The sequence below is a fragment of the Bacillus sp. JS genome (genome assembly GCF_000259365.1).
In the GTDB taxonomy this organism is placed as follows: Bacteria; Bacillota; Bacilli; order Bacillales; family Bacillaceae; genus Bacillus; species Bacillus stercoris.
This window is the reverse complement of sequence record NC_017743.1, coordinates 3,187,313-3,214,148: the sequence shown is the minus strand read 5'-3', so window position 1 is coordinate 3,214,148 and position 26,836 is coordinate 3,187,313. Positions and strand designations below refer to the sequence as shown.

Annotated in this window: 29 protein-coding genes and 1 pseudogene; 19 read left to right on the top strand and 11 right to left on the bottom strand. The window is 44.5% G+C overall.

Translation table 11 applies throughout. The features are described 5' to 3' along the window. Positions 1 to 235 precede the first annotated feature (235 nt). The 3 genes from MY9_RS16335 to MY9_RS16325 are packed head-to-tail and all read right to left on the bottom strand — an operon-like array spanning position 236 to position 2,204. Positions 236 to 988, bottom strand: coding sequence for an ABC transporter permease (locus MY9_RS16335; protein ID WP_014665278.1), 753 nt, complete (start codon positions 986 to 988; stop codon positions 236 to 238). Beyond that, positions 985 to 1,986 (bottom strand): ABC transporter ATP-binding protein, encoded by a 1,002-nt coding sequence (locus tag MY9_RS16330; protein WP_237711709.1) that lies wholly within the window; start codon positions 1,984 to 1,986, stop codon positions 985 to 987. Before MY9_RS16330 ends, MY9_RS16335 begins: the two co-directional genes overlap by 4 nt. Then, positions 1,944 to 2,204 carry a winged helix-turn-helix domain-containing protein gene (locus tag MY9_RS16325; protein ID WP_231560771.1) on the bottom strand — a complete coding sequence of 87 codons (261 nt, stop codon included), beginning with the start codon at positions 2,202 to 2,204 and terminating at the stop codon, positions 1,944 to 1,946. The genes MY9_RS16330 and MY9_RS16325 overlap by 43 nt, the downstream gene beginning before the upstream one ends. Before the next feature lie 294 nt (positions 2,205 to 2,498). On the opposite strand from MY9_RS16325, the gene MY9_RS16320 reads away from it, so the two are divergent. From MY9_RS16320 to MY9_RS16290, 12 genes are all read left to right on the top strand, one after another. Next, positions 2,499 to 3,809 (top strand): YcaO-like family protein, encoded by a 1,311-nt coding sequence (locus MY9_RS16320; RefSeq protein WP_014665275.1) that lies wholly within the window; start codon positions 2,499 to 2,501, stop codon positions 3,807 to 3,809. Between the two features lie 20 nt (positions 3,810 to 3,829). Then, positions 3,830 to 4,495, top strand: coding sequence for a TOMM precursor leader peptide-binding protein (locus tag MY9_RS16315; protein ID WP_014665274.1), 666 nt, complete (start codon positions 3,830 to 3,832; stop codon positions 4,493 to 4,495). Next, entirely contained in the window at positions 4,492 to 6,216 is a 1,725-nt protein-coding gene (locus MY9_RS16310; RefSeq protein WP_014665273.1) for a nitroreductase family protein, read from the top strand. Before MY9_RS16315 ends, MY9_RS16310 begins: the two co-directional genes overlap by 4 nt. Positions 6,217 to 6,221: 5 nt before the next feature. Next, positions 6,222 to 6,947, top strand: coding sequence for a nitroreductase family protein (locus MY9_RS16305; protein WP_237711708.1), 726 nt, complete (start codon positions 6,222 to 6,224; stop codon positions 6,945 to 6,947). Positions 6,948 to 6,987: 40 nt separating this feature from the next. After that, entirely contained in the window at positions 6,988 to 7,158 is a 171-nt protein-coding gene (locus tag MY9_RS21680) for a thiocillin family RiPP (RefSeq protein WP_014665271.1), read from the top strand. Between the two features lie 42 nt (positions 7,159 to 7,200). Next, the gene (locus tag MY9_RS21675) at positions 7,201 to 7,359 is read left to right on the top strand and encodes a thiocillin family RiPP (protein WP_014665270.1); all 159 of its coding nucleotides are present in this window, start codon (positions 7,201 to 7,203) and stop codon (positions 7,357 to 7,359) included. A gap of 16 nt (positions 7,360 to 7,375) precedes the next feature. Continuing rightward, a complete protein-coding gene (locus MY9_RS21670; protein ID WP_014665269.1) occupies positions 7,376 to 7,543 on the top strand; it encodes a thiocillin family RiPP in 168 nt (55 codons plus the stop codon). An 18-nt stretch (positions 7,544 to 7,561) separates the two neighbouring features. Further along, the gene (locus MY9_RS21665; RefSeq protein WP_014665268.1) at positions 7,562 to 7,729 is read left to right on the top strand and encodes a thiocillin family RiPP; all 168 of its coding nucleotides are present in this window, start codon (positions 7,562 to 7,564) and stop codon (positions 7,727 to 7,729) included. 37 nt (positions 7,730 to 7,766) lie between these two features. Further along, complete coding sequence (locus tag MY9_RS21660) at positions 7,767 to 7,940, top strand: thiocillin family RiPP (protein WP_014665267.1); 174 nt, start codon at positions 7,767 to 7,769, stop codon at positions 7,938 to 7,940. A 114-nt stretch (positions 7,941 to 8,054) separates the two neighbouring features. Further along, a complete protein-coding gene (locus tag MY9_RS16300) occupies positions 8,055 to 9,179 on the top strand; it encodes a PqqD family peptide modification chaperone (protein ID WP_014665266.1) in 1,125 nt (374 codons plus the stop codon). 6 nt (positions 9,180 to 9,185) lie between these two features. Further along, a complete protein-coding gene (locus tag MY9_RS16295; protein WP_014665265.1) occupies positions 9,186 to 11,726 on the top strand; it encodes a lantibiotic dehydratase in 2,541 nt (846 codons plus the stop codon). Then, complete coding sequence (locus tag MY9_RS16290; protein ID WP_014665264.1) at positions 11,723 to 12,607, top strand: thiopeptide-type bacteriocin biosynthesis protein; 885 nt, start codon at positions 11,723 to 11,725, stop codon at positions 12,605 to 12,607. The genes MY9_RS16295 and MY9_RS16290 overlap by 4 nt, the downstream gene beginning before the upstream one ends. Positions 12,608 to 12,642: 35 nt before the next feature. On the opposite strand, the gene MY9_RS16285 is transcribed toward MY9_RS16290, so the two are convergent. From MY9_RS16285 to pucR, 8 genes are all read right to left on the bottom strand, one after another. After that, positions 12,643 to 13,278, bottom strand: a complete 636-nt coding sequence (locus MY9_RS16285) for a hypothetical protein (RefSeq protein WP_014665263.1) — start codon at positions 13,276 to 13,278, stop codon at positions 12,643 to 12,645. A gap of 4 nt (positions 13,279 to 13,282) precedes the next feature. Then, entirely contained in the window at positions 13,283 to 13,573 is a 291-nt protein-coding gene (locus MY9_RS16280; protein ID WP_014665262.1) for a hypothetical protein, read from the bottom strand. Further along, the gene (locus MY9_RS16275; RefSeq protein ID WP_014665261.1) at positions 13,570 to 14,118 is read right to left on the bottom strand and encodes an RNA polymerase sigma factor; all 549 of its coding nucleotides are present in this window, start codon (positions 14,116 to 14,118) and stop codon (positions 13,570 to 13,572) included. Before MY9_RS16275 ends, MY9_RS16280 begins: the two co-directional genes overlap by 4 nt. Before the next feature lie 175 nt (positions 14,119 to 14,293). Beyond that, the gene (gene uraH, locus MY9_RS16270) at positions 14,294 to 14,638 is read right to left on the bottom strand and encodes a hydroxyisourate hydrolase (protein WP_014665259.1); all 345 of its coding nucleotides are present in this window, start codon (positions 14,636 to 14,638) and stop codon (positions 14,294 to 14,296) included. Further along, the gene (gene pucL / locus MY9_RS16265) at positions 14,638 to 16,122 is read right to left on the bottom strand and encodes a factor-independent urate hydroxylase (protein ID WP_014665258.1); all 1,485 of its coding nucleotides are present in this window, start codon (positions 16,120 to 16,122) and stop codon (positions 14,638 to 14,640) included. The genes uraH and pucL overlap by 1 nt, the downstream gene beginning before the upstream one ends. A gap of 12 nt (positions 16,123 to 16,134) precedes the next feature. Beyond that, positions 16,135 to 17,427, bottom strand: a complete 1,293-nt coding sequence (gene pucK / locus MY9_RS16260) for a uric acid permease PucK (RefSeq protein WP_014665257.1) — start codon at positions 17,425 to 17,427, stop codon at positions 16,135 to 16,137. 5 nt (positions 17,428 to 17,432) lie between these two features. Then, entirely contained in the window at positions 17,433 to 18,782 is a 1,350-nt protein-coding gene (gene pucJ / locus MY9_RS16255) for a uric acid permease PucJ (protein ID WP_041521419.1), read from the bottom strand. 144 nt (positions 18,783 to 18,926) lie between these two features. Continuing rightward, positions 18,927 to 20,522, bottom strand: coding sequence for a purine catabolism transcriptional regulator PucR (pucR, locus tag MY9_RS16250; RefSeq protein ID WP_014665255.1), 1,596 nt, complete (start codon positions 20,520 to 20,522; stop codon positions 18,927 to 18,929). Between the two features lie 174 nt (positions 20,523 to 20,696). Between pucR and MY9_RS16245 the strand changes: the two genes are divergently transcribed. From MY9_RS16245 to yunB, 7 genes and pseudogenes are all read left to right on the top strand, one after another. Beyond that, positions 20,697 to 22,037 (top strand): allantoinase, encoded by a 1,341-nt coding sequence (locus tag MY9_RS16245; RefSeq protein WP_014665254.1) that lies wholly within the window; start codon positions 20,697 to 20,699, stop codon positions 22,035 to 22,037. A 96-nt stretch (positions 22,038 to 22,133) separates the two neighbouring features. After that, positions 22,134 to 22,481 (top strand): annotated as a pseudogene (locus MY9_RS16240) (YunG family protein). A 37-nt stretch (positions 22,482 to 22,518) separates the two neighbouring features. Then, positions 22,519 to 23,367, top strand: a complete 849-nt coding sequence (locus MY9_RS16235) for a DUF72 domain-containing protein (RefSeq protein ID WP_014665252.1) — start codon at positions 22,519 to 22,521, stop codon at positions 23,365 to 23,367. Between the two features lie 17 nt (positions 23,368 to 23,384). After that, the gene (locus tag MY9_RS16230; RefSeq protein WP_014665251.1) at positions 23,385 to 24,206 is read left to right on the top strand and encodes a sulfite exporter TauE/SafE family protein; all 822 of its coding nucleotides are present in this window, start codon (positions 23,385 to 23,387) and stop codon (positions 24,204 to 24,206) included. Between the two features lie 19 nt (positions 24,207 to 24,225). Next, the gene (locus MY9_RS16225) at positions 24,226 to 25,614 is read left to right on the top strand and encodes a bifunctional metallophosphatase/5'-nucleotidase (protein WP_014665250.1); all 1,389 of its coding nucleotides are present in this window, start codon (positions 24,226 to 24,228) and stop codon (positions 25,612 to 25,614) included. A 64-nt stretch (positions 25,615 to 25,678) separates the two neighbouring features. After that, positions 25,679 to 25,984 carry a YunC family protein gene (locus tag MY9_RS16220; protein WP_014665249.1) on the top strand — a complete coding sequence of 102 codons (306 nt, stop codon included), beginning with the start codon at positions 25,679 to 25,681 and terminating at the stop codon, positions 25,982 to 25,984. Positions 25,985 to 26,056: 72 nt separating this feature from the next. Next, positions 26,057 to 26,824, top strand: coding sequence for a sporulation protein YunB (yunB, locus tag MY9_RS16215; RefSeq protein WP_015483652.1), 768 nt, complete (start codon positions 26,057 to 26,059; stop codon positions 26,822 to 26,824). The last annotated feature ends 12 nt before the right edge of the window (positions 26,825 to 26,836 follow it).

Sequence of the window (26,836 nt, the reverse complement as noted above, 5' to 3'; positions counted from 1 at the left end):
TCTAAAAAAGAAAAAATGAATATTTTGTCTAAAGGTGTAAGAGAGATTAAACACTATTAAAACAGACTCAAATGATGCTGCATATCAGGAGGATGATGTTTGCGTTCTGTTTGGAAAAAAAGTAAATCATAAAGAAGGGCCAACAGGGGATTTGTCCCTGTCGGCCTGGGTATGGCTGGATTAGGCTGCAGGCTTGCGGGAATGCGGCAAGAGATGGCTTGATTTTTTTATGATGTTATCCGCGGATATTATCCCAACGAAACAAACGGACAGCTGCAAAAGCCAGAAGTGCAGTTGAAGCGATTAAAATAAGATAGCTGAATAACACGCCAAGAGATGGATTGTCTCCATTTAAATAATAACGCAGAAGTTCTCCAAAGTAGGTGAGAGGGATAAATTTCGATACTGTTTCAAGCCAAGAGGGAAGCAGGTTCATCGGCATAATTAATCCGCACACGATTAGCAGAGGGGCCAGCATGCCACCTGAAAGCCCATTTACAGCTTCAATAGAGAGACGCATGCTTCCCACAGTATAACCAAGTGCAAACAGCATGAGAAGCCCGATAAGTGAAACAAGCATGATTTGAGGGATATTCTGTGCTTGTAACATTCCATTGAAATAAGCGATACTAAGCAGCGCAACAAGTTGAAAAGCTGCTAAAACAAAACGAGCGCATATTTGAGAAAGCACAAAGGTCAGCTTTGATGCTTCAGTTAAACCAATTAATCGCAAAGTTCCCTGGTCCCTCATTTGTATGATAGGAGTGGAAGTTCCGTTTATAGCAAGCGTAAAGAATGCCATCACAATAATGCCAGGAATGATAAACTCAAATAAATCTGTACCGACTCCCGTAGAGCTGGAGAGAACACCAAACATAATCAGGAATAGAAACGGAAAGGCGAGAACCATAAAAAAGGTTAAAGGATTTCGAATCAGTTCTTTTATATTCATGAATAGAAGCGCAGAAAAAGCACGTTTATTCATCATACCAAAACACCCTCTCGTATTTTCTTTCCCGTAAGCTTAAGAAAAACATCTTCCAAGGTTCCCTGTTCAATGCGGATGCTGGACCACTCTGCGTCAATCTGTTTGATAATCGAAGAAATTACATTTTTGGTAATGGGTTCGGCCACGATTTCAAGCTCGTAGCCAATAGGCAGTGTTTTTATTGAAGATTTTTTTATTTCGGGAATATTTTTCAATTGAGCCACTTTTTTCTGATCGGTGTACTTTAGGAACAAGCGCTGCTGAGGACAATGGGTTTGTATTAAATCTACCGGCGTTCCGAGGGCGGCAAACTTCCCGTTATTTAAAATAGCAGTACGGTCGCATTGTGTATAGGCCTCTTCCATTGAGTGTGTTGTTAAGAAAACACTTTTCCCATTTTCCTTAAGGGATTGGATAATATCCCAGATTTGCCGGCGTGAATGAGGATCTAAAGAGGCGGTCGGTTCATCTAAAAACAAAATATCAGGATCAGATATAAGTGCAATGCTGATCAGCAGCCTTTTCCTTTGCCCCCCTGATAGTTTGCGAGTGGGTTTGTTCATCATGTCTTCTAAACCTACCAGCTTTAATATTTCTTCAGGAGATCTTGATTTATTATATAAGGAAGAAAATAATTTCAAAGTTTCTCCTACTTTCAAATAAGGAAATAGAGTGGTTTCTTGAGGCTGAACCCCAATAAATGGACGGATTTTTTCAGGCTGTTTCAATGGGTTGTAACCCATCACTGAAACTTCGCCGCCGCTTGGTTTGCGCAATCCGATGATAGATTCTAAGATTGTTGTTTTCCCCGCTCCGTTCGGACCTAAAAGCCCAAAAACTTCCCCTTTTCTCAAATCAAAAGAAATTCCCTTTATGACTTGATGATCCTCGTAAGACTTATTTAGATTTTGCACGGTGATAGGTAAGCTGGACTTCATGTAACTGTCACACTCCTTTAATGTTTTGGATAGAGAATGTAGCCTTCTTTTCTCAGGCATAAGATATGCCTGGGACGTTTTACATCTTTCTCGATTAGTCGCCTCAGCCGATTAATATATACATACAATGCATTCTTTGTAGCGAACCCTTCCTCTCCCCACGCATATTTTATGAGTTTGGCTTTGGATACTGGTCTGCCGTTATTGACAGCTAAACAATGAAGCAAACGAAATTGAATTCTGGAAAGGGGAATAGTGGAATTTTCATTCACCAGCATTTCACGTTCAGAGTCTAATAACCAATCGCCAATTAGAAGCATTTCTCTTTTTGTGTAATTAATCTGAATCTCCTCCTTTAGATAAGACAACTGAGACGTATGATTTCATTAGCATATACGGGAGCAAAGACAATTCAGTTCAGATGAAAATGACAAAACTTATAAAATTAGGAAAAAAGTATTATTAATCTTAACGTATATTAAGGTTTTCGACATAGATCCAGATTGATATATCTAATATAATAAATTCATAGCATAGAATTTACGTTTTTTTGAAAAAATGGAGGTGCGTGAATGGCTCATTCGTTGGAAAAACTAGTACAGCCTTTAGGAGGATTTATAAACAGAGTATCTTCCCTCCCGACCTATCCTGGTGAACCTGATTTCCCAATTCAAGTTGCATCTACGGGAGATATTTCTCAGTCTCTGTCCCATATATCAAGCTTAAATCCGGGGAAGTCGTTGACGGGAGATATGGATGGTGCAGGAGGATCACTTCACGAAAAAGATAGTCGAATTAAAGCGATTGCTGAAGCATTAGAACGATATTCCAGCTGTGTGTATAGTGAGGAACAGTTTATTTGGGCAACAGCTGAGGAATTAGGGTCGAAAGCTTTAGATTTAAAAAAAATTCCCATCTGCTCAGAAACTGAACGATCTCATCCCCGCTGCCCGGTAAATAAACCATTATTAGATTCTCCGTTGAGGTGGGTAAAGGGCATGTCTCTTCACACACAAGAAGAGACATGGATTCCAGCCATCATGACCTATTTGCATTTGCCGGCTATGAGCCAAGGTGAGCGCTTTTGGCTTCCGATTTCGACCGGCTGTGCTGCACATACCTCTTATGAACAAGCTCTTGTAAATGCGATATGTGAAGTCATTGAAAGGGACGCGATCTCTTTAACTTGGTATCAAGAACTTCCTCTTCCTCACATCATCTTTGATAAAAAGCCAGATCAAGAAATGACTGAATTTTTAAATAAAACATTCGAGAATGGAAATATCAAGCAATATCTGTTCGATGGTACAACGGACTTAGGCATTCCAACCATTTATTCCTTGCAGCTGACACCCGATAATAAAAAACTGGCTGCCTTGATTATGTGTGCGACTGATTTAAATCCTCATAAAGCAATAAACAAAGTTATGAGGGAAGCCGCTTCTTCACGCATCGCCATGATGGCAGAGCGCCCTGCGCCGCAAGATATAGATGATTTCTACAATGTGTTCCACGGCGCGACCTATATGGGGAAAGCTGAAAGGCTGCATGCCTATGATTTTCTAGTACATTCGCCGAATCAATCCAATCTTTCAGAATTACCAAACCTTGAGCAAGAAAATGCGGGAGAAAATTTAAAATTTCTTTTAAATCGTCTTGAGGAAAAGGGACTTGAGGCATTTGCAGTTGATCTGACAACCGATGAAGCCATTCATGCTGATATGCGCGTGGTTCGTGTCATTATACCCGGCCTTCAGCCTTTGTCCTTCAGTTACCGCTGCCGTTTTTTAGGGCACCAGCGTCTTTATGAAGCAACAAAAGCGATGGGTTATCCGGTGAAAACGGAGAGCGAAATTAATGCTTGGCCTCAGCCGTTTGCTTAATAAGGAAGGAGATTTTATAAATGAAACCCATTCATATCATGACAACAGGAGACTTTGGCAGGGAAGTCGCACAGCAGCTTTCTAAAAAAATCGATCATATTGTGATTACGCCATTAAACGAGCCGCTCTACTTATTGCCGTCAGACCGTTTTCCATCTGCTCGATTGCATATCTTTGCCTCTTGGAAATCATCTTCTTTTATTTCAAAACAGCTCGACCAGCTTTGTTTTAAATGGAATGAACCGTGGCTTCCCATTACTATGGATCATCCGTATATCAGAATAGGCCCGCTTGTTATACCTGGTGAAGGGACATGCTACCATTGTTTTGAATCTCGTTATTTACAGCATTCACCGGTTCCTCAGTATGTCAAAAAAATAGATGCATATTATCATAGCCATCCAGACGCGGGACCAAAGGGATTTTTACGCAGCTTTGCCGGCTGGTCAGCCGTTTTCGCTTCGACAATTATAAAATCAATTGACGAGAATGAGCAATCACAATCTGGGCGAGTTTGGCAATTAAACATGCTGACAAGAGAATCCTTCAGTTCACAAACCATATCAGTGCATGGCTGCCCGAGATGTGGATTAAAACGCTCTGAAGAAAACCGCAGCGTGGCACAGTTATCTGAAGACCTTCAATCATTGTTAAGTCATAGAAGAGGGGAAGTGCTTACGAAATGAAACCTGCATCAGTCATGTCAGCTGAGCAAGTTGGCCATGCGGCTTACTTTGACCCGAATTTTCGATTGCCTAAAAAGCCGCGCTTAATCGCAAGTCTTCAAATGATTCCGGATCAAGATTCTATGTTATTTCATGGAACAGAACATTTGCAGGTGCTGAAAGGAAATGCTGTTACGCGCTTTTTGCCAAATCTAATACCATTTCTCAATGGTTCGTATACCATTAAAGATATTATGGCGGAGTTTGACCAATATTCTCCAAGAGACATCAGCAACATTCTTTCTTTATTGTTCATGCGCGGTTTGCTTGATGATGCGGAAGGTGATGAAGGGATAGATACAAGCTGTTTTGAGCCTGATGTTTACCAATTTTTTCAGCGAAGTACTGATTCGACAAGAGTAAACAGAAGTGCGGCAGAAGGATTACATAAATTGAAAACTGCTGAGATTCTGCTATTGACTGATTCAGAGCATGGCAAGATCCTTCATGAGGAACTTGTATATATGGGAGGAGAAAATGTTGTAACAGCACGGCTCTCAGATGAAGTGAACATCGATCATGCCGCCCTTGTGATTGTCTTCTGCACCAATCCTTTGAACCACAAACAATTAAGGTCATTGGATCATATCTGCCATGAAAAGAATATTCCATGGATACTCACACGAGCAGCAGAAAATGTCGGTGTTCTGGGGCCATATTTTGAAAAAAATGAAACAGCCACTTATCGAGACTATCAAATAACAGTTGAATCAGAAGATGGCCAAGGCAAACCAAGCCTTGAACATATTGAAATGTGGGAATATTATTCTGCGGTTGAAATTGTTTATTTCATTACGAGGCTTGCTCCTTCTGCAACCGGAACAGAGTATCTCACATTCCGATTCGATGATTGGACGTGCACCAGCAAAAAGGTCCATCCAAGACCGGACGGCAGTTGCTGCACCGGCGACTCCGAGAATGAGCTTCATCCTGTATTGCAGTTTGAAAATGCAATTGCCTTTCCATCAAAACATTTGATTAACCCTAAAAGTCATCAAGTCCATTACAACCCAAAAAACTTGTTACTAACAAATGAAGCAAAAAGCTATCCGAGTGCTGCCTTATATGAGCTGCCGACCGAAGAGCTTTTGCCGCAGCCAAAAGGCGGTTTCCTGAAAAACAGAATACAACCTATGTCTGGAAGAGAGGAATTGAATCTGGAAGCGTTAACTCGCTTATGTTTGACTAGCGGTGGGTTAAGAGACGCAGACAGCGGCCAGGCAACTGGAAAAGTGCAGAGGTGGGCGCCAACCGGGGGCAACTTGGGATCTTGCCAGATTTACATTCTTGCACTGTCAGTAAACGGACTAGCTCCTAACTGCTACTTTTACCAGTACTTGGATCACTCATTGGCAAAAGTCGGTCCATCATTAACAATAGGAGAAATCAAGAAGAAAATAACTGATATAACAGGACTAAAAGAAGACAATCTTCCAAAGGCGCTTGTTCTCTTGACAGGGGCTTATGAAAGAGTTGCCAGCAAATACAATGGTTTTGCTTATAAAGTCATTCATTTAGATGGAGGGGTCGCTCTATCACAAATGCAAGCTGTATCTGCAGGTCTCGGGATAAAAGTAAATATGATTGATCAGTGGAATGAGCAAGCGCTTTTATCCTGTTTTGGAATCGATCCTAAAAAAGAACCGGTAATAGCTTTAGCCGGATTAGATGACGGATGGTGATGACAATGGCTTCTTTTGAACCATTTCAGCTGATAGACAAATTAATCGAAGAAACGAAAACCTTTCATCTTGACTGCGAAATCGATCGTGCCGTAGAGGGACAGCAACAAGAGAACTTGAATACAAGGGAATCATGTCTGTTGCCGGAAAAACAATATGAAGGCAAAGAACTTTTTCACATATTGAAAGAGCGTACCGCCACTCGATTTTATGATCAGCATGCAATTGATTTGAGTGATTTGGGGACTATTTTAGCGACGGTCAAAGAAGAAGATAACAGAAATTGGGCGCGCCAGATCGGCCAGGGAATTGATATTACGGTTTCTGTTATCGCGTGGCGTGTCCAAAATCTGCGGTGTCCATTCTTCTATGATTATTGTGCCGAAACGCATTCTTTAAAGCCTATGGGCGAGATACCGGAACAAGAAAAAGCGGATGATTGGTTTCTCCAAAAAGAATTTGTGTATGCTCCTGCCATTATTATTATTAATGGGACAATGAATCAGGCGGTAAAGCAGTACGGCGGACACGGCTACAGGCATTTGATGGTGCGCGGCGGCGCAGCGGCTCAAAATGCTTGGCTTTCTGCGTTAACACTTGGACTTCAGGGAACGATTTTTGCTGGCGCCCTTCCTAGACCGCTAAGGGAATACACGCCTATTGACGGCCGGCATCGGACTCAACTGTGCGCGTTCTCATTTGGAAAACCGCTATCTTTTTCTGAAAAATAAACCTTCTTCAAAGCACATAACTTGAAAGGAGGTGATAAAGATGGAAGAGAAAAAAGTTGAATTGGAATTATTTGCAGAAGAGCTTGAAACGCAAATGGATTTTACAATGGGGCCATTGTCGACTTGGGCTTCAGCCACAACTGTTGGCTCAGCTTCGTGCCCTGGAAGCACAGCGGGGACGGCATCAACGGCATCATCACTTTCTGGATAATAATACATTCATTATTTAAATCCAATAAAAGGAGGTTTACTAATGAAAGAGAAAAAAGAGTGTGAACTGGAACTTTATGCTGAAGAAATGACAGAAATCCAATCATTATCTGGTTTCACTACATCAGCAACATTCGGTACAGTTGGGTGTGCGGGTTCATCGGCTTCTACGGCCGGCACGATCTCATCATACGGCGGATAATAAGGGGGAATGAAAAATGGAAAAGGATAAAACTCTTGAATTGGAGCTTTTTGCAGAAGAACTGCCGGAGCAAGTTGATTTAGCAACGATTGCGGCATCTTTCAGTTCTACGTCATCAGTCAGTACGGCTTCATGTCCGGGAACAACAGCAGCTTCAGCCGGCACGATCAGCTGCTACGGTTGATTCAAATAGGAGATGTGTATGTTGAAGGTTAACTGCGAGCAAACAGAAAAACTGGAACTCTTTGCAGAGGAGCTGCCGGCCCAAGTGGACATGTCGTCTATTGTCTCGACGATGTCGACAGGAGCTTCCTATGCATCGTGGACGACGTTTGTCTCCACAATAGCTACCATTTCAACGGTAAATTAGGATGTTATCAACCTAAAAAACATGAGGCGGTGACATTATGTCTGAAAAGGATACTACTATTAAAACATTGGAATTATACGCTGAAGAGCTGCCGGCCCAAGTGGATTTGGCGACTGTTGCAGGAACAGCTAGCACTGCTTCCTCTTTTACAACAGCTTCATGTCCGGCAACTACAGCGTCAACTGCTGGCACAGCAAGCAGCTACGGGTGATCAGCCCTTATTTAGACAAGTAAGGCAAGTGCCTGTTGCGAGCAGGCGCATGTCTTACTTTCCTTTATCTATTATACCGTATTTGTATGTTAATAAAAGGAGTTTAATGATGCCATGAACAACGGTCAAGTTCAATACCAGTACGATGAAGAACTATTGGTCAATCCCCTCTATTTAGGTGAAGGAGTCGAGTTGTTAATAGGCGCCAATGAAGAACCCATGTTGTTTGACAAACAGAATGGGAAATATATCAGGCTTTCAAAAGTTGGCTTGGAGATTTTTCACTTAATGGATGGTTCAAACACGGGCCAGGATATAGTGAATCAACTAGAAAAAAATTATGCAAATTACGGTAACTTTCCTGAAATTGTCTATATGTTTTTTTCATCTTTAAGAAAAGCCAATGTCTTAAATATAAAACCGCTGCCTGAACATCAGGTGAAGCAGGCAATTCGCCGCGCAGCTGATAAACCGATGCTTCGATTACCATTGGCGAAGTCTCTCAATAAATCAACAGAAACACTGCTTCATCTTTACCATTCTATTCCCAATATGCTTCAAAAAATAACCTTTTATGTTCTGTTTTTTTGTGCCATTTCTTCCTTTATTCTGCTCAATGTGACAGGAGGATGGCAGATCGAATGGTCTTCCATTCATTGGATTTTTTTGGTTTGTGTCATTGCTTTTCATTTGATTATTCATGAAATGGCTCACGCCTTAGTAACGAAAGCTTACGGTATCACCATACGGGAAGCGGGTGTCGCTCTGCTCTATTATTTTATTCCAGTTGCGTACGTTGACCGGACAGACACCTACCGGCTCAAAAGCAAGAAAAGCAGAATTCATATCGCGCTAGCCGGGCCGTATTCAGATTTGTTAGCTTGCGGTTTGTGGGCAGCCGTCTCAATGTTGGCTCCTCAAGGCACTATAAGCGAGACAGCGCACCTTATTTCATTTTTGCAAATCCTTTTTGTTCTTAGCAATTTGAATTTACTGCTTCCTACTGATGGATATCACGCGGTAGAGGCTGCTGCAGGGGAGTTATCACTGAGAAAAAGAGCCTTAACATATTTGCTGCATGTAAGCACGTTTAGAAAGCCTCCTGCTTACTTACAGCATGTGGCGAAAAATAGAAAAATCATTTACGTTACCTACAGTTTAGTCTCACTTACTTATCTTTTCTGTTTGCTATCGGCATTTTTCTTTCTTTTACGAAATGCATTTGGATATATGGGGTGATGTATCATGAAAGGGCATGTAGCGCCTTTTGTTATGCTGAGGGCTGCCGGGGGCAGTATCGATAGCTTGGCATGTGTTGATGTAAAACAGACATCTGAAAATATAGAAAAGATTTTGAATTTGGAAACAGAAATTGAAGTAATGAAGGAGCCTCTAAGCGACATTTTCTTTCATCTGATTTCCTGTCTCAACGATGATGAAACGAACTTTCTTCGTTTTCTTTTAAAAGTAAAACGAGATATCTTTAACAGCCGTCCTTTTCAAATTGATGATAAAAATAGAAGTGAACTGCAGAAACGATTGACTGTTTCTGATTATAAATTATTTAACCGCTGGTATATGGCCGTTCACGACAGACAAAGGTATATGGAAGATACCAAACTAATTTTTGAGAAAGAGATTGAAGAGGCTGGCCAACATTTAGCGAATGAAATGGAAAATGAAGAATGGCAAAAAGGATTGGCGCTGGCAAATCCGAAATATCTATCCGCTTATAACAAGAAAAAGGCTAAACTATGGAGGCCCCACAAACAATACGCACGCACCAGTATGTCTTATTTAGGAAGAATAACGATGAAAACAAGCCCATTCAGTACGTTTACCAAGATTGGCTTGACCTCTTTTTCAGCTGATAACACGCCTCCTGATACAAATAATCAAAAAACGAACTTTTGCAGCATTTCTAAGTCAATATGCAGTGAACTTATTTTTGAGATGGCGCAGCATAACGAATTATCCCAGTACTTGTACTACGAAAAAAATCAAACCCTCCACACTGATAAAAAGAACAATATGCGGCTGCTGAAAAGCTCTTACACCATTTTAAACGGGTTTGCATGGCGTGAAGATAAGATGGTGTCAGAAGAAATTTCGTCAGAAGAACAATTGAAGGTGATCAAATCTCTCCGTTCAGGGAGTTATGCGGAGATACAGGAATTGCTGAAAAATACTTCTTTTACAATACCTGACTTGTCAGCTGAACAATGGATCAAGCCGGTACTTCCTTTTTCAAGAAAAACAGAAAAGCCTTTGCTCAGTTTATATCATTTCTTACAGCCGATACAAACCCAAAAAGCAAGAAGGATAGCAAGAATTGTGAAATGGATGAACCATTGTGTAGAGGAGCTTGCGAAAAGCGGGCCCAAGCAAAGACTGCGCTATCATCAGTTCATTTACAGACTGTCAAAACGTGCATTCAGTGAGCTTACGGATAAAATACCGAAAAGTGTAGTAACTGAAAAGCTTGTTTACGAAAATGTGAAATGGATAGAAGATCACCCGCCGTTAGGCCAGCAGGTCAAACGTGATTTAGAACAGCTTTCTGGACAGTTGAGAAAGCATCAATTCCGGACCCATCTCTATGATTTGTTGTGTGAGCACTTCATAGAGATGTATGGGGAAGGAGGCATATGCCATGACATTCAGGAGTTTTTGTATCAGTTTGAAATGAGGAAAGATAGGCCCCGGCTGATTAAAAATGCCTTGCGGAAAGATAAAAAGACAGCTGTAAATCTGGAGGAGTCCAGAGTGTTTGCCCCGTGCAGCGGCAGCTCAGTTCCCCCAAGTGCGGTTGTGTTTTATCAATTAGCAGCAAATAATGGCAGTAAAGACATTTCCAATGGTGACTACCAGCTTGTTATCAACCAGCTCAGTTCCGGTCTGGGGCTGGTACTCCGCTTTCAATCAATGTTTAATGAGGATCAGAGAAATTTAAACAGTCTTACAAAGCGATGGATTCATGTGATGAACCCTCACTCAGATATCGTTCATTTTCCGATGATCTCAGATTTCAGCAATTTGCAAACTGATCCAGGTATTACAGCACAGTCCTTAAGGTGGCTTGGTGAAAATCCAACAGCAGATCAAAATGATCTTTTGTTAAAGGATCTGTTATTGGTGCATGATCCGCGCGGTACGCTGGCATTTGTAAACAAAGAGGGGCGCCCTGTTGCTCCTATGTATTTTGGTGCTGTGCCACAGCACATGATGCATGGGCCTGTCTCATATTTATTTACCATTATGAACCCATGGATTAATGCTTACCAAACCAATTGGGTGACATCACCACTATTTCCTAAATCACCTCCGCCGGAAAAAGTAGAATTTCATCCTCGTATGCAGGAGGGGAGGATTGTACAAAGGCGTGCCCGCTGGCGGATCCCGGTATTCTTATTCCCTTTAAAAGAGAATCGAGAGAGTGACTATGCATACTTTATACGAATGAAAGCATTTCAAAAGAAGTACAGCCTTCCGGATGAGGGTTTTCTTTCTGGAGAGAGAACAAGTGTGATGCTGAATCCAAAACAAAGAAAACCAATGTATCTGAATTTCAATAGCTACCATTCTATCGCAGCTGCTGTAAACACGATTGTTGAAGATGATCTTTTGTCTGTAACATTCACTGAAGGACTTCCTAATCGCCACCAGCATTGGTTGGAAAATGCTGAAGGGCGCGTAATTGCTTCTGAGTATATGTCTTTATTCCAATGGCCTGTTGAGAAAAAGCAAGAATCGGCTATAGCTAATGAGAAAGGGGTTTTTATATGAAGGAATGGGTGTTTTACAGCATTTATGTGCCGAGGGCTGAGTATTTAGAAAATATTATCATTAACATTGTAACGCCGATTGTTAAGCAGGTAAAAGACAGTGTTCAAGTACATAAGTGGTTTTTTATCAGATACATTGATATGCAAGGGCCTCATATCCGTTTGCGTTTTTTAGTAAATGAAGACGACATTGATATCGTTGAAGAGATTACGGAAGAGCATTTGAACAGCAGTCTATCTAAAGTCCTGGCTGAACCTCTTTCAGAAATGAGCCGGCTGCTGCCTGTCAAAACCGATACTAGAAATTTTGAATCCGGATTCCAACAAGAGGAATATGAGCCGGAGTATGAAAAATACGGCGGCATCCAAGGCGTTAATATAGCTGAAGACATCTTTCAGTCTTCGAGTGAATTGGTTCTTTCATTATTGAATGATCCTGGATTTAAAGATCATGACCGTTTTGATTTCGCTCTCTTTCTTATGAAAAAAACAGCGGAACAAGCTTCTTTATCAGCAGACCAAACACAGGATCTTTGGGAGAGCATGCTGCATTATTGGAGCGGAGCTGATTATACTGATGGAATAACCTATAAAACGAAGCTGAAGGAGGCTGCGGAAAAACGGATTGATGTAATAAATGTTGTCATAGAAAAAATGCACTCTAACCCTTTTGTCACCAAGTCAACGAATGGGTACCAAAAACTGCTGGAGAGTGCTTTTTCACAGATACAAGAGTCCGATAAGATTAGAACGTCTGCTTCCCATCTAGCCTTTCACTATATTCATATGATGAATAACCGTTTAGGGGTGTGGCCGATAGAAGAGGCTTATCTCGGAGCTTTGCTCGCGCAAATATCTAAAAACACAACTGATATAAAATAATAAATAAAGAACTTCAGCTGTTGGGCTGAAGTTCTTTATTTCCGCTTGTTTTTATGATAAACCGAGTTAAAAGTAAACATAAACAAAAAGTAGGCGCCTGCCAAACTTAAAAAACCAACAGGGTATTGAAGCAGCAGAAGACCTCCACCAATAAACAGGATCGTTGCTGCTAAAATAATGATCCAATATAAAGAGAATTTGTTTTTATTTTGCTGTTCTTGGGTCTTGGTAATGGCTGTTTCCTCCTTACTGATATGTTGAATACCGTATTTATAGATGTGGATCAATTGTACAAGCCGTCCTAACAATAAAATCGAGGACACGGAGATCCAGGTGAGAGAGTTAACCAAAAAAGCGAGCTGAAGTGTGTCTTGGAAAGGGGTGCCGCCCGTTTCGAATCTCACAATCAATAATACGCCTGCACCAATTAGAAATAGAATCCCTAAAAAAAAGACAAACACATTATAGCTGTCAAAACGATTCCATTCGCCTAAAAATCTGCAATGTTTTGCAATCAGCGAATATTTCCGTTTAGGGTTCTGTGGAAGTGAATGTACGCCAATTGAGTTTAAAATCTGCCGATTAAATGCAGACCCCATGACTCCACCTAGTGTACCGACAGTAAGAGCTGCCGCGCCGCTTATTAGTCCTATCACCGTACCGCTTGTCATATGATCACCTTCCTAAGAATAAGAAAAAAAGTATTTGTGCTGCTATGCTCCCGGATAAAATCGGCAAAATCGTCACCACTTGAGCAACAGAACGAAATGAGAAAAGGTCTGGAAGCTGCCAGCTAGGATAAGCTAGCCAATGGCTCAAACGGTCAAACCAAGTAATCGGTGGAGAAGGTGGTTTTAACATATGTTCTGGAAGAGACAGGCGGTTCATATCCAGGAATTCGTTCAGCTTGGGCATGTGTTCTTGTAATCCTTCAATCATGCTTTTCACTTCATCTTGCTCATTCATGAATCCTTCAGCTCCTTTTCAATGGATTTGTTCAGCTTCTTTAGAGAATAATGAAGCTTGGATTTGACTGTTCCTTCCGGTATGTTGAGAATGTGAGAAATTTCTTTGCCTGTAAACCCTTGATAGTAGGCGAGAATCAGAATTGATCGCTCTTTGTCAGGCAGCTGTCCCAAATACTGTTGAATCAATATTTTATTTTGTATATTTTGCTCAATGGTGCTCTGGTGCTTTTCCGAATAATCGTCCAATTCCATCTGCTGCCATTTGAATTTAGAATGCTTTCGGTAATAATCAATACATAGTCTGTGAGCGATTTGATGGAGCCAGGTACGAAAGCTCGCTTTTTCGCTTTTATAGCTGCGGCATTTTACATATACCCGGATAAAAGTTTCCTGCAGAAGATCTTCAGCTGCCTGTTTTTGACGGATGTACAGAAATATAAATTGATATGTTTTTAGAGCGTGACGGGCATATAAACTGTTGTAGGCCTCCATATCCTTTTGTTTTACTTTTTCCATCAATTCTTCGTCAGAAAGAATGTCCATACCCCACCTCGAAACTTGGTTTCGTTACTATATACGGCTGCTGGCTGAAAAGAGTTCAAAAAATGAAAAAATAAAGAAGATAAGTGATGGCAATAGATGTGAGAAGAATACTGTCTTCATGATTATAACAGGAAAAAAATGAAAGTGCCCGGTCGTGAAGACCGGGCTTGACATGTTAACTCCCCCTATACACCTGATAACCAAACGGCGACAGCAAAAGCGGGATATGGTAATGCGCATCTGGATCTGCAATGTGAAAACGGACGGTGACGATGGTTAAAAACGGCTGATCGGCTGCGTTCGTGTTTTTACTCGCAAAATAGTCTCCTGCATGAAATTCCATCACATATTCTCCGAACATCAACTCTTCATCAGCCAGCAGAGGGATATCGACTTTTCCGTCCTTGTTAGTGTATATCTCTTTCATTATACTTTCGCCCAGCCGCTTCAATTCAATTTTGACGTTCGCCGCCGGTTTGCCGCAGGTTAAATCTAAAATATGGGTGGTCAGCTTTCCCATCAGGCTTTCAGGCTCCCTGCGGTTTCAGCAGCTTTCTGTTTTTCTTTCTCGGCGTCTTCTCTTGTCACGGTAAAGCGCTGGAAGCCGAATGGCGGGCGCGGTTCGGTGTAGACTTTTCCTTTTGAACCCGGGATTTCTTCGACAACTGTATCCCATGTGTGATTTTGAGATTGGAAGCTGACATCAGTGAGCTGCGGGAACCTCGCTAATATTCTGCAGCCGATGTGATAGATTAAGTGTTGGATTGAAGGGGTTTCGAGCTCGTGAAAAACGGTGCTCGCCAAGTCGCGGACTTGTTCAGCCGCGACGTAGCGGGCTGGGTCAGAAGCATATGCGTCATTGGTGTTTTCATACTGCCAGCTGATGTTTAAATAGACAAACAGGGGGCGGTTGCCGTCTTCGGGAAGAGTCGTATATTCGTCCCGGATGAAGCCGGCGAAGGAGTTGCCGCTCACCTTAACGAGCTGAAGATCCATGATTTCGCTGTATTGTTCTGTAATCGTGATGGTATTCCCGCTGCGTTCGGCTTTCAGCACAGAGCGGCTTCGTTCATTGCGTGATCTTCTGAAGACAAGGCGGCTTGCGGTGAGCTCTTTCTCCTCGTATGCAGGCATTGCTTCAAACGGGATATCTTCGCCAGTCAGAGTAATCGTGTCCATATGAGAATAGGTATCTAAAAATCGGTGAGCTACATAGTGTAGGAATCCCTCGGTTGTCGTTCCTTCATAGGATGCGAGATGGCGCTGGATAAAGTTTTTCATTGAATCCGTCGCCACGACGAGAGTGTTGTCTCCGTCTGTAAATGATGGCAGGAAGGCGTCTCCGCCAATTTCGCAAGTCACATCAACGCCGACAACGGTATTGTCTCTCCCGGTAAAAGATGATTCGGGGATTTGCTTCACTCCAGTGAGCGGTTTTAAAAACGTTCGGTATGCAAATACATTTCCTTTGCCATAAGACATGGTTCTTTTCATTTGCGTCTCTCCTTTTTCAGTGATGATGTCAGCCAGGCGAAAGCGGGCGATTCGGTAAATTTCTATCAAAGCCTGCTGGAACTCCGATTCCCGTTCGTTCTCAAGCCTTTCCAGCAGGGCTTGGTGAATGTCCTGTTTCGCCTTTCCCTTCACCGCTAAAATAAAAGGAAAGCCGAAGCGATCATAATAGTGTTCGTTCAGCTTGAGAAACTCCTCGTATTCCTGCTGTTCCAGTTTGCTGAGCCCTGCGTTCTTTTGCTCTTTTATCGACTCACTGCTCATTGTTTTCTTTGTTCCGAGCCGGGGGTGTTTATTGATTACATCAAGCTGTGTCTCGCGATCCGCGGCTTTTACAATACCGGTCATTTTGCGGTGAAGATCAGAAAGGGACGAAAACGGCCGTAATGCCGCGGATCTCTCCGCAATCCATGAAGAGTGTTCAAAAATAGAGCCAAGTGTGTCTGTCAGTGTTTGTGTGTCCATTTGGTTCAGGTCATCCATTGTGAGCATTGGCATCTTCCTTTACGTTTTTATGTCTGAGCCATTCGGCTGTTTGGCTTGAAAAAAAGCGTGCAGTGCTATGGCTGTCAAACTGCCGATCACGATTCCGCTTCCCGCCAAGACTGATGCGGCGCCCGGAAGTGATGAAAACAGCGCGGGAACAGTTGTAGCGCCAAGCCCCAAGCTGACGGAAGAGGCGATAATCAGCAGGTTGCCTTGTGAATCGAAGTCGACGCTGGACAGCATTTTGATCCCGTACGAAATGACCATGCCGAACATGACGATCATTGAGCCGCCGAGAACTGGGGTGGGGATCACTGTTGTCAGTGCCGCGGCTTTTGGAACAAGCCCGATTGCCATCAGCATGATTCCTGTGGTGGCGACGACGTTGACACTTTTTATCTTTGAAAGCTGAACGATGCCGACATTTTGCGAGAAGGCTGTATAGGGAAACGCGTTAAATAAGCCGCCTAGCATAATCGCAAGGCCTTCCGCCCGGTAGCCCTTTTCCAGATCCTTCTCCGACAGCTGGCGGTTTGTGATATCGGCAAGCGCAAAGTAAACACCCGTCGATTCGACGAGACTGACAAGCGCAACGAGAAGCATCGTGACAACAGCCGGCAGTTCGAAGACAGGCGGTCCGAAATAAAACAGAGACGGAACATGAAGCCAAGATGCCTCCAAGACCTCAGAGGAATTGACCTTTCCCATGAAGTATGCAGCCGCTGTTCCTGCGATCATACCGAGCAAAATCGCTATGGAACGGATAAAACCTTTAAAGAAATAAAACAGCAATAAGATAAAAGCTGTGACGCTAAACCCGAGGAGGACGTTGTCCAGTGAGCCGAATTCTTTGCTTCCTTCACCTCCGGCCAGGTTATTCATTGCCGTCGGAATCAGGCTGATGCCGATGATCATGACGACTGATCCGGTTACGGCAGGCGGAAAAAAACGGACAAGCTTTCCAAAGAAGCCCGCGGCTAAGACGACAATCAGCCCTGCGGCGATAATGGCACCATATATCGCTGAGACACCGTAAGTGCTGCCGATAGAAATCATCGGGCCGACTGCGGTAAACGTGCATCCGAGCACAACGGGGAGGCCGATGCCGAAATACCGGTTTCTCCAGAGCTGCAAAAGAGTCGCCGCCCCGCACATGAACAAATCGATTGCAATTAAATACGTCAGCTGCCCTGCATCCAGTCCGATCGCCGCTCCGACGATCAGCGGAACGAGAATGGCTCCCGCATACATGGCGAGCATGTGCTGAAGCCCCAGCATCATCAGCTGAAAGGCATTATGCTGTTTCTTCATCTTTTTTACACCTCTTTTTCTAATGCAAGTGTATGTTCTAATACCGGAAGTTCAGTTTTCTGAGTTGTTTTGTCTTTTTTGCCGCGCAAGCTGAAAAATAGATTCAAAAAGATAGCGGTCAGGCTGCCAGTGATGGTGCCGTCACTGACCAGAATTCTGATCGGAGCGGGGAATTCAACAAAAATCCCAGGGACGGTGCTGGCGCCGATGCCGAGTGCGATTGAGCATGCGATGGTCAGGAGGTGGTATTGATTTGTGAGATCCGCTGTGCTGAGCATTTTGACGCCGGAGGCAATCACCATGCCGAACATGACGACGGTTGCGCCGCCAAGCACAGCAGCAGGAACGGCAGAAGCAAGGGCAGCAATCTTCGGAATCAGTCCGAGACAGACAAGGATAAAGCCTGCGGTAATCACGACGTTTCTCGTTTTTACCTTCGTCAGCTGCAATAAGCCGGCGTTTTGCGCAAAGGTATTATAAGGAAAGGCATTGAACAGCCCGCCGATGAGAATGGCGATTCCCTCCGCGCGATACCCTTTGACGAGGTCATTTTCAGTTAAAGGTCTGCCGCATATCTTTCCGATTGCGTAGTAAACGCCGGTTGATTCCACAATAATGACGATTCCGACGATCAGCATCGTTAAGATCGGGCCAATTTCAAACGCAGGAGCTCCGAAATAAAAAGGCTTCGGGATTTGGAAGAACGGTGCTTCTGTAACAGAAGAAAAGCTGACTTTGCCCATGATCGCTGCTGCCGCTGTACCGGCGACGATGCCGATCAGAACGGACAGTGTTCGGGCAAATCCTTTGAGAAAGCGGTTGAGGACTAAGATCAGAACAAGGACACCGACAGAGAGAAGAAGGTTTTCGAGCGAACCGTATTCGGGGTTGGCGCTGCCGTTTATTTTTTCGCCGCCAGCCATATTTTTCACACCTGTCGGAACTAGTGAAAGGCCGATTAAGGTCACAACCGTACCTGTTACGACAGGAGGAAATAACACAGTCAGTTTGCCGAAAAAACGCGCAAACAAAAAGATAAACACACCGGCCGCGATGATAGAACCGTAAATCGTGTGAATGCCGTAATTGGCGCCGATTGCAATCATCGGGGTGACGGCCACAAATGAGCTGCCAAGCATGACGGGAAGCCCGATGCCGATGTATGCTCCGCGCAAGGTTTGCAAAAGCGTCGCGACGCCGCACGTTAACAGGTCAATCGCCAATAGGTAGGACAGCTGTTCAGTTGTTACATTCAGCGCCCTGCCGACAAGCAGGGGCACCAAAATCGCACCTGCATACATGGCCAGCACATGCTGCAGGCCAAGCGTAAACACCGCAAACGATCCTTTTTTCATCATAGTCCCTCCTCGTATGTGAACTTTAGTAACATGATATCGTGCCGATTGAGGAGTGTCATTGGATACAGTAGCCGAAAAAGACAGGTGTAATTGCTGAAAGTGACGAAAAATGATTGATTTTGTAAGAGAATGTGACAAACGTTAGCTGATCAGCCGCTGCATACGTAAGGCAAGCCGCAAACGCATCGTTGTTTCTGGATCTTTTAAGCTTTTCCCCAGCAGCTCTTCGCATTTTTCAAGGCGGTAAATGACCGTATTGCGATGAACGTACAGACGCTTGGCCGTCTCTGAAATTTGGCAGTGTGTCTCTAAATAGACGGAAAGCGTATGAAGAAGGCTTTGGTCCTCCTGCTGTTTTTCAGCAAGGCTCTGAAGCGTGGAGTTGTAAAATTTCTTCAAATCCTCAACCGGGAGCAAGCGCAGAAGCTCAGGCACATCTTTTGCGTGATACACCTGGATAAATGCGGTGCTTCTAGACAAATGCCCCGATTGCAGAGCATCAGAAGCTTCTGTGAACGCGTCGGGAACATCAATGAGCTTTTGGCAGATATTGCTGATGCCAAAGGACACGGTTCGTTTAAATTGAGCGCTGACCTGTGTTTGGAACTGTTCTAAAAAGCTGATCACCGAGGCGTGCATTTCACTCCAGCTGTCTGTCGCCTCGATGAGAATAATGCCGACGTTTCCTTTCATAAAGAAGTGAGGCGGAAACGGGAAGGCCGATAATTCACCTTCGAGAAATTCGAATACGCTGTCGGAAGCGAGCTGATTTTCTGTAAAGCTGATTGATTCGTCATTGCGATCGAGTTTGCCGGCAATGCACATGTATTTTTGATCCCAGCGCAGCTTGAATTCTTTTGCCCGGTTTTTGATTTCGTCATCTGAAGAAAAGGACCGCTCAATAAAATTGTTAAAAAACTCATTGCGCGCCCGCCGGCTGAACTGCTTCAGCGCATTTTCTTTCAGCAGTTCAAAGGAAATGACGTTGGCCGCTTGTTCAATCGTGAGGATCAATCCTTTGTCGCCGGCCTGCACCATGTCCGGTATCAGCAGATATCCGCAATTTTTTTCGTGATTATAAATAGGCAGGACAGAATATGTTTTCTGATCTGAGATTGTAGAGAAACAAGTGAAAAATGGCCCGGATACGGTATTCAGGGTGCCTTTCAGTTTTTCGGTTTCAACTGAAATTTGATGAGACGCTGACAGCATTTTAGCATGCTGGTCTAGAAGCAGCACGGGAAGCTGAAGGAGGTCTGACACCTTTTTGAGCAGAGATTGCAGCCCCTTGCCGCTCATAATGTGGTTTGTGAATTTTTTGTGCGCGTAAATGGCTTGCTGCAGCTCGTTAGAACGCATATCGAGAATATGGCTGAGAGTGGCATTCACAATATCGCCGAGGCGGATGTGTTCCGGAAGCTCAATGATCGGGAACGCATATGAATCGGCCAGTTCGACGATTTCCTTCGGGATATCTTCCAGATAGCGCTTTGTTTTAATGCCGAGGCCCGCGCAGCCGCGTTTTGCCATTTGCCGAATCAGTTCAGATAATTGATGCGGGTGATCCTTCAGGTGATAGGCGGTGGTGACGAGCAATTCATTCTTATGCAAAAAGTCTGCGATATCTGGAGCGTCCATCATGTTGACATGCTGAACCTCCCTTTCCCCTCCTGCTTTTCCAGCGATTAAATTGGCGTTTTCAAAAGCCGGTATTTTCATCACATCAAAAATATTCATAGCGCATTCTCCTTTTCTATAAAAACATTGGTTAAGATGAATAATTTTCAATAGGAATTCTAGCGGTTTTGCTGATGTAATACGATCATAGTAGCAGTAAACTGTTGAAAATAGAACTGGTTGTGTGACATAAACTGACATGAAAAATCGTCATCCTTACATGGGGGGATCAATATGGCTTACGATATGGTCATAAAAGGTGCGAAGGCAGTTACGCCAGATGGCGTTACAGAAGCTGATATTGCAGTTCAAAACGGTGTCATTGTCGAGATAGGTTCTGACATCGAAGCAAGCGGGGCGGAAATCATCCAGGCAGACGGGACATACGTGTTTCCTGGTACGATAGACTGCCATGTTCATTTTAATGAACCGGGCAGGGAAGATTGGGAGGGATTTGAAACAGGTTCTCAAATGATGGCCGCAGGCGGCTGCACCACCTTTTTTGATATGCCGCTCAATTGCATTCCATCAACCGTGACGGCAGAGCATCTTCTCGCAAAAGCTGAGCTGGGCAGGCAAAAATCTGCCGTGGATTTTGCGCTATGGGGCGGGCTTGTGCCAGGCCATATCGAGGACATCCGTCCGATGGCTGAAGCGGGAGCGATCGGGTTTAAAGCGTTTTTATCAAAGTCAGGCACTGATGAGTTCCGCTCTGTTGATGAACGGACATTGCTTAAAGGTATGGCGGAAATTGCGGCTGCAGGAAAAATCCTCGCTCTTCACGCAGAAAGCGATGCGATCACAAGCTATTTGCAGATGGTTTTGGCCAATAAAGGAAAGGTGGATGCGGATGCGTACGCCGCCTCCCGCCCGGAGGAAGCAGAAGCTGAAGCGGTGTATCGCACGATTCAGTATGCGAGGGTGACAGGCTGTCCGGTTCATTTTGTTCATATCAGTACGGCGAAAGCGGTTCAGCTGATCAGAGAGGCGAAACAGGAAGGGCTCGATGTTTCAGTCGAGACATGCCCGCATTATGTCTTGTTCAGCCATGACGATTTACGGGAAAAGGGCTCTGTTGCAAAATGCGCGCCTCCGCTCCGGCCACGGCAATCAAAAGAGAAGCTGATCGAGGCGCTCATTGCCGGGGACATTGACATGGTTTCCTCAGACCATTCCCCTTGCCGTCCATCCTTAAAGCGGGAGGACAATCTGTTTTTATCATGGGGCGGAATCAGCGGCGGGCAGTTCACTTTATTAGGCATGGTGGAACTGGCGCTTGAACATCAGATTCCGTTTGAAACCATCGCAGAATGGACAGCGGCGGCCCCTGCAAAACGATTTGGCCTTCAGAAAAAAGGGCGGCTTGAAGCGGGGTGTGATGCGGATTTTGTGCTCGTCAGTATGGAGCCGTACACTGTCACTAGAGAATCGATGTTTGCAAAGCATAAAATAAGCATTTACGAAGGACATACATTTCCCTGCCGTATTTCGGCCACTTACAGCAAAGGCCGGTGCGTGTACAATGATGGGGAAAAAGTCAGCGGAATTGACGGAGCGCTGGTCGTTCCTTCGTAAGCCCGGCGGATTTTACCGCCGGGTTTTTTGATTTCTGCCGTTCTTGTTTTTAAAATTTCATCAACGTGGTATCTTTTTTAAAAGGAGGCGGAGGCAGTGGAGCATGTCAAATACATACTTAAGCAATCTTGGTCTCGCCATACGAGCTCTAAATGGACGGATTAATGCCCGTCATGCGGCCAATGCGGTGTGACGGCACTGGTGATTCAGGATCAATTCGGCGGCGCCATTCTGAAAACAAGAGTCGGTGAGAGCTGGCATTTTTATAACAGCTTCAATGGTGTGGTGTACGATTTTACGAGTGAGCAGTTTCAGGCGCCTATTGAATATCAGCATATTCCTTCCACAAGAGAAGAGGCGTTTTTAGATACGAATGAGGAACAATATCAGCATTTGAGTTCTGCTTTTTCCCGCCATATGAACAGCATTTCCGAGGAAACCTGAAAACACGTGTGATAAACTGAAAGAGAGGTGAATGAGTGTGATTTATATTGGACTGACGGGGTGGGGGGATCATGACAGCATCTATCCGCCGAAGACGGCCAGCCAGAAAAAATTGCAGGCCTATTCCTCCCATTTTCCGATCGTGGAATTAGACGCGAGCTTTTATGCGATTCAGCCGGCTCGCAATAATGAAAAGTGGGTCAAGGAAACGCCCGAAACCTTCCAATTTATCGTGAAAGCATATCAGGGCATGACAGGGCATCAGCGCGGTGAAATTCCCTTTGACTCAAAAGAGGAGATGTTTGATGCGTTTAAGGTGTCTTTAACGCCATATTTACATAGCAACAAGCTCGCCATGGTGCTGTTTCAATTTCCGCCGTGGTTTGACTGCAAGAAGGAGAATGTCGCCTATTTGAGATGGTGCAAGCACCAAATGGGGGATATTCCTTGTGCGCTTGAATTCAGAAACCGTTCCTGGTTCTCGCCGCCGTTTTATGAGCAGACGCTTTCATTTATGAAAGCGGAAGGCTGGATTCACAGTGTTTGTGATGAACCGCAAATCGGAGAAGGCAGCGTTCCGACTGTGCTGCGCGCGACCAATGAAAACAAAACGCTCGTCAGGTTTCACGGACGCAACAAGCAGGGCTGGATGAAGCCTGACGGCGGGAAAAACTGGCGCGAGGTCAGGTACCTATACCGCTACAACCCACAGGAGCTGGAGGATTGGAAAAAGCACCTGAATGAATTGCAGCAGCAATGTAAGGATGTTTTTGTCCTGTTCAACAATAATTCCGGCGGTGACGCCGCGGATAACGGCAAGCAGATGCTTGAACTGCTTGATATCGAGTACAGCGGACTTGCTCCGAGACAGCTCGATTTATTTTAGAAAAGAGGTTTTTACTGATGTCGTTTGTGATTTTGGTCGTCCTGGGATTAATCGCAGGTACGGTAGGAAGTCTGATCGGGCTTGGAGGCGGAATTGTCATTGTGCCGTCTTTGATGTTTTTAAGCACAGTGACGCCGCTGTTTCAGGATGTGACGCCGCAGGTTGCGATTGGAACTTCGCTTTTGGTCATTATTTTTACGGGTCTTTCTTCAACTTTGGCTTATATTAAATATAAAATCGTTGATTATAAGAGCGGGCTCATTTTCTTTATCGGTTCAGGTCCCGGCAGCATAATCGGGGCTTATGTGTCAAAGCTGTTCAATTCAAACTCATTTTCCGTTTGGTTTGGCATTTTTATGATTCTGATTTCATTATCCTTAATGCTGAAAGCGAAAGCCCGGCCCATTAACAAAGCGCACAAAGGGATTATCCGGACATTTCAGGATGATGCCGGTGAGCCTTATACGTACTCATATCAGGCCCCTGTCGGTATTGCCATTGCCTTTGTTGTCGGTTTTTTAGGCGGGCTTTTCGGAATAGGCGGCGGATCACTGATGGTTCCGGCGATGATGCTGTTATTTTTGTTTCCGCCGAAGGTTGCGGTCGCAACATCCATGTTTATTATTTTCCTGTCTTCTATGACAGGGTCTGTTTCACATATTATTTCCGGGCACGTCAATTGGCTGTACGCCCTCGCGCTTGTGCCCGGCGCTTGGTTCGGCGGAAAGCTTGGCGCCGCCATCAACAGAAAAATGCAGACGAAAACGATCGTTATGATCATGCGGATCGTATTGATTTTGATCGGCTGCCAGCTCATTTATGAAGGCATTTTCAGCTGAACGATTAGGGAGAGATATTATGAAGGAGAAGCTCCGCTTATATCATACAAATGATTTGCACAGCCATTTTGAAAACTGGCCGAAAATTGTAGATTATATCGAGCAGAAAAGAAAAGAGCATCAATCAGACAGCGAAGAGACGCTCGTATTTGATATTGGCGATCATCTTGATCGTTTTCAATTCGTGACAGAGGCGACATTCGGAAAAGCCAATGTCGATCTCTTAAACCGCCTTCACATTGATGGAGCGGCGATTGGCAATAACGAAGGGATTACGCTTCCGCATGAAGAGCTTGCTGCTTTATATGATCATGCTGAATTTCCTGTTATCGTCTCCAACCTGTTTGATAAAAACGGGAACCGTCCGTCATGGGCGGTGCCTTACCATATCAAATCATTGAAAAACGGTATGTCCATTGCTTTCTTAGGCGTAACTGTGCCGTATTATCCCGTTTACGACAAGCTGGGATGGACAGTAACAGATGCCCTTGATAGCGTAAAGGAAACCATTCAGGAAGTGAAAGGGCAGGCGGATATCATCGTCCTGCTGTCGCATTTAGGCATTCTTGATGATCAGGCAGTGGCTGAAGCGGTACCTGAGATTGATGTCATTCTCGAATCGCACACCCATCATTTGCTTGAAGACGGACAAGTGGTGAACGGGGTATTGCTTGCCAGTGCTGAGAAATACGGGCATTATGTCGGCTGTGTAGAAATCACAGTGGACAGTGTACAGCGAAGCATCATCAGCAAAACAGCGTCTGTGCAGAACATGGCGGAATGGATAGGAGAATCCGCAGAAACAAAAGCGTTTCTTAATGAAAAAGAACGTGAAGCCGAGGAGAAGCTCTCCGATGCCGTTGCAGAGCTTGCCCAAGATGCTGAGGTGAAGTGGTTTGAAGAATCAGAGCTGCCGTTGCTTTTGGCGTACGCGTTAAAAGAATGGTGCGAGACGGACATCAGTATGGTGAATTCAGGTGTCATTCTCGGTCCGCTGAAAGCAGGCCCTGTGACGAAACTGGATCTGCACCGCATCTGTCCGCATCCGATCAACCCGGTGGCTGTCCGCCTGACGGGTGAAGAACTGAAGGAAACCATTGTCCATGCCGCTTCCGAACAAATGGAACAGCTCCGGATCAAAGGACTTGGCTTCCGCGGAGAAGTGATGGGGAAAATGGTGTATGCCGGCGTTGAGGTAGAAACGAAACGGCTCGATGACGGGATCACGCATGTCACCCGCATCACGCTGAACGGGGAAGATATTGAAAAACATAAACAATACTCCGTTGCGGTGCTTGATATGTTTACGCTCGGCAAACTGTTTCCATTGATTCGCGACGCGGCAGAAAAAGAATACTTTATGCCGGAATTTTTGCGGGATCTGCTCGCTTGGAAGCTCGCGCAATAAGGCTGTCAGCCCACAACAAGCTGTGCCCTTCATCATAAAGTGATGAATGAAGGGAGTGGTTGACGTGGTAAATCTGACACCGATCATGATAGAAGGACAGCCTTTTACAGCTGTGACAGTAAAACTTCCCAAAACGAATTTTATGGCCGTCACCAATGATCACGGATACATTATGTGCGGCGCGCTTGATGTGGCGCTGCTGAATGAGAAATTAAAGGAGCGCGGCATCGTGGCGGGGCGCGCAGTTGGTGTCCGCACCATTGACCAGCTGTTAGACGCACCTTTAGAATCCGTCACGTACGCCGCGGAAGATCTTGGCATTCAAGTCGGCATGAGCGGCAGAGAAGCGCTTTTAAAAATGGTGAAATAAAATAAATTGGCCCCGGCTATTACTATGTCCCCTCTTACAAGCATACATTGTGATATGTAAGGGGGGATTTTCTTGCCAAGATATCGCGGCCCTTTTCGCAAGAGAGGACCTTTGCCTTTCCGTTACGTGATGCTCCTGTCAGTTGTCTTTTTTATCCTGTCAACAACGGTCAGCCTTTGGATGATCAATGGCTCGATCAAACCTGTTTTAATGGACATCGGCGAGATGGAAACGAAGCGTATCGCGACAGAGGTGATCCAGGATTCGATTGAGGACTATATGTCTGACAGTGAAAATATGAAAGATATGTTTCAAATGAATTCTGATGAAAACGGAAATTTAACGACAATCGATTTTAATACACAGGTTGTAAACAGTGTAAAAACAAAAGTGACAAAGCAGCTTCAGGCTCATCTGAAAGAGATGGAAACCCATACCGGACACAGCGGCGCCAGTGAAAACATTATGATCAACATTCCGCTGGGACAGGTAACCGGCAACAGCCTTCTTGGAAACCTCGGGCCGAAAATCCCGGTCCGGTTCAATTTAATCGGTGACGCTTTTACAGATGTTAAAACCAAAATCAAGCCGTATGGCATAAATAACGCACTTATTGATATCAGCATCTTTGTCGAAATTAAAGTGAAGGTCATCATTCCATTTGCCAGCAAAACCGCTGTCGTCACAAATAATGTTCCTGTATCGATTAAAGCAGTGCAGGGCGAGGTGCCGCAGTTTTATAATGGAAGCGGCGGCTCGGGTGTCACGCCTTCTGTCCAGCTTCCGAGCAGCAAAGAAGAAGACGGTGCCGATTCAAAAAAAGAAAAAAGCAGCAAATAAGCCGCCTGTCGA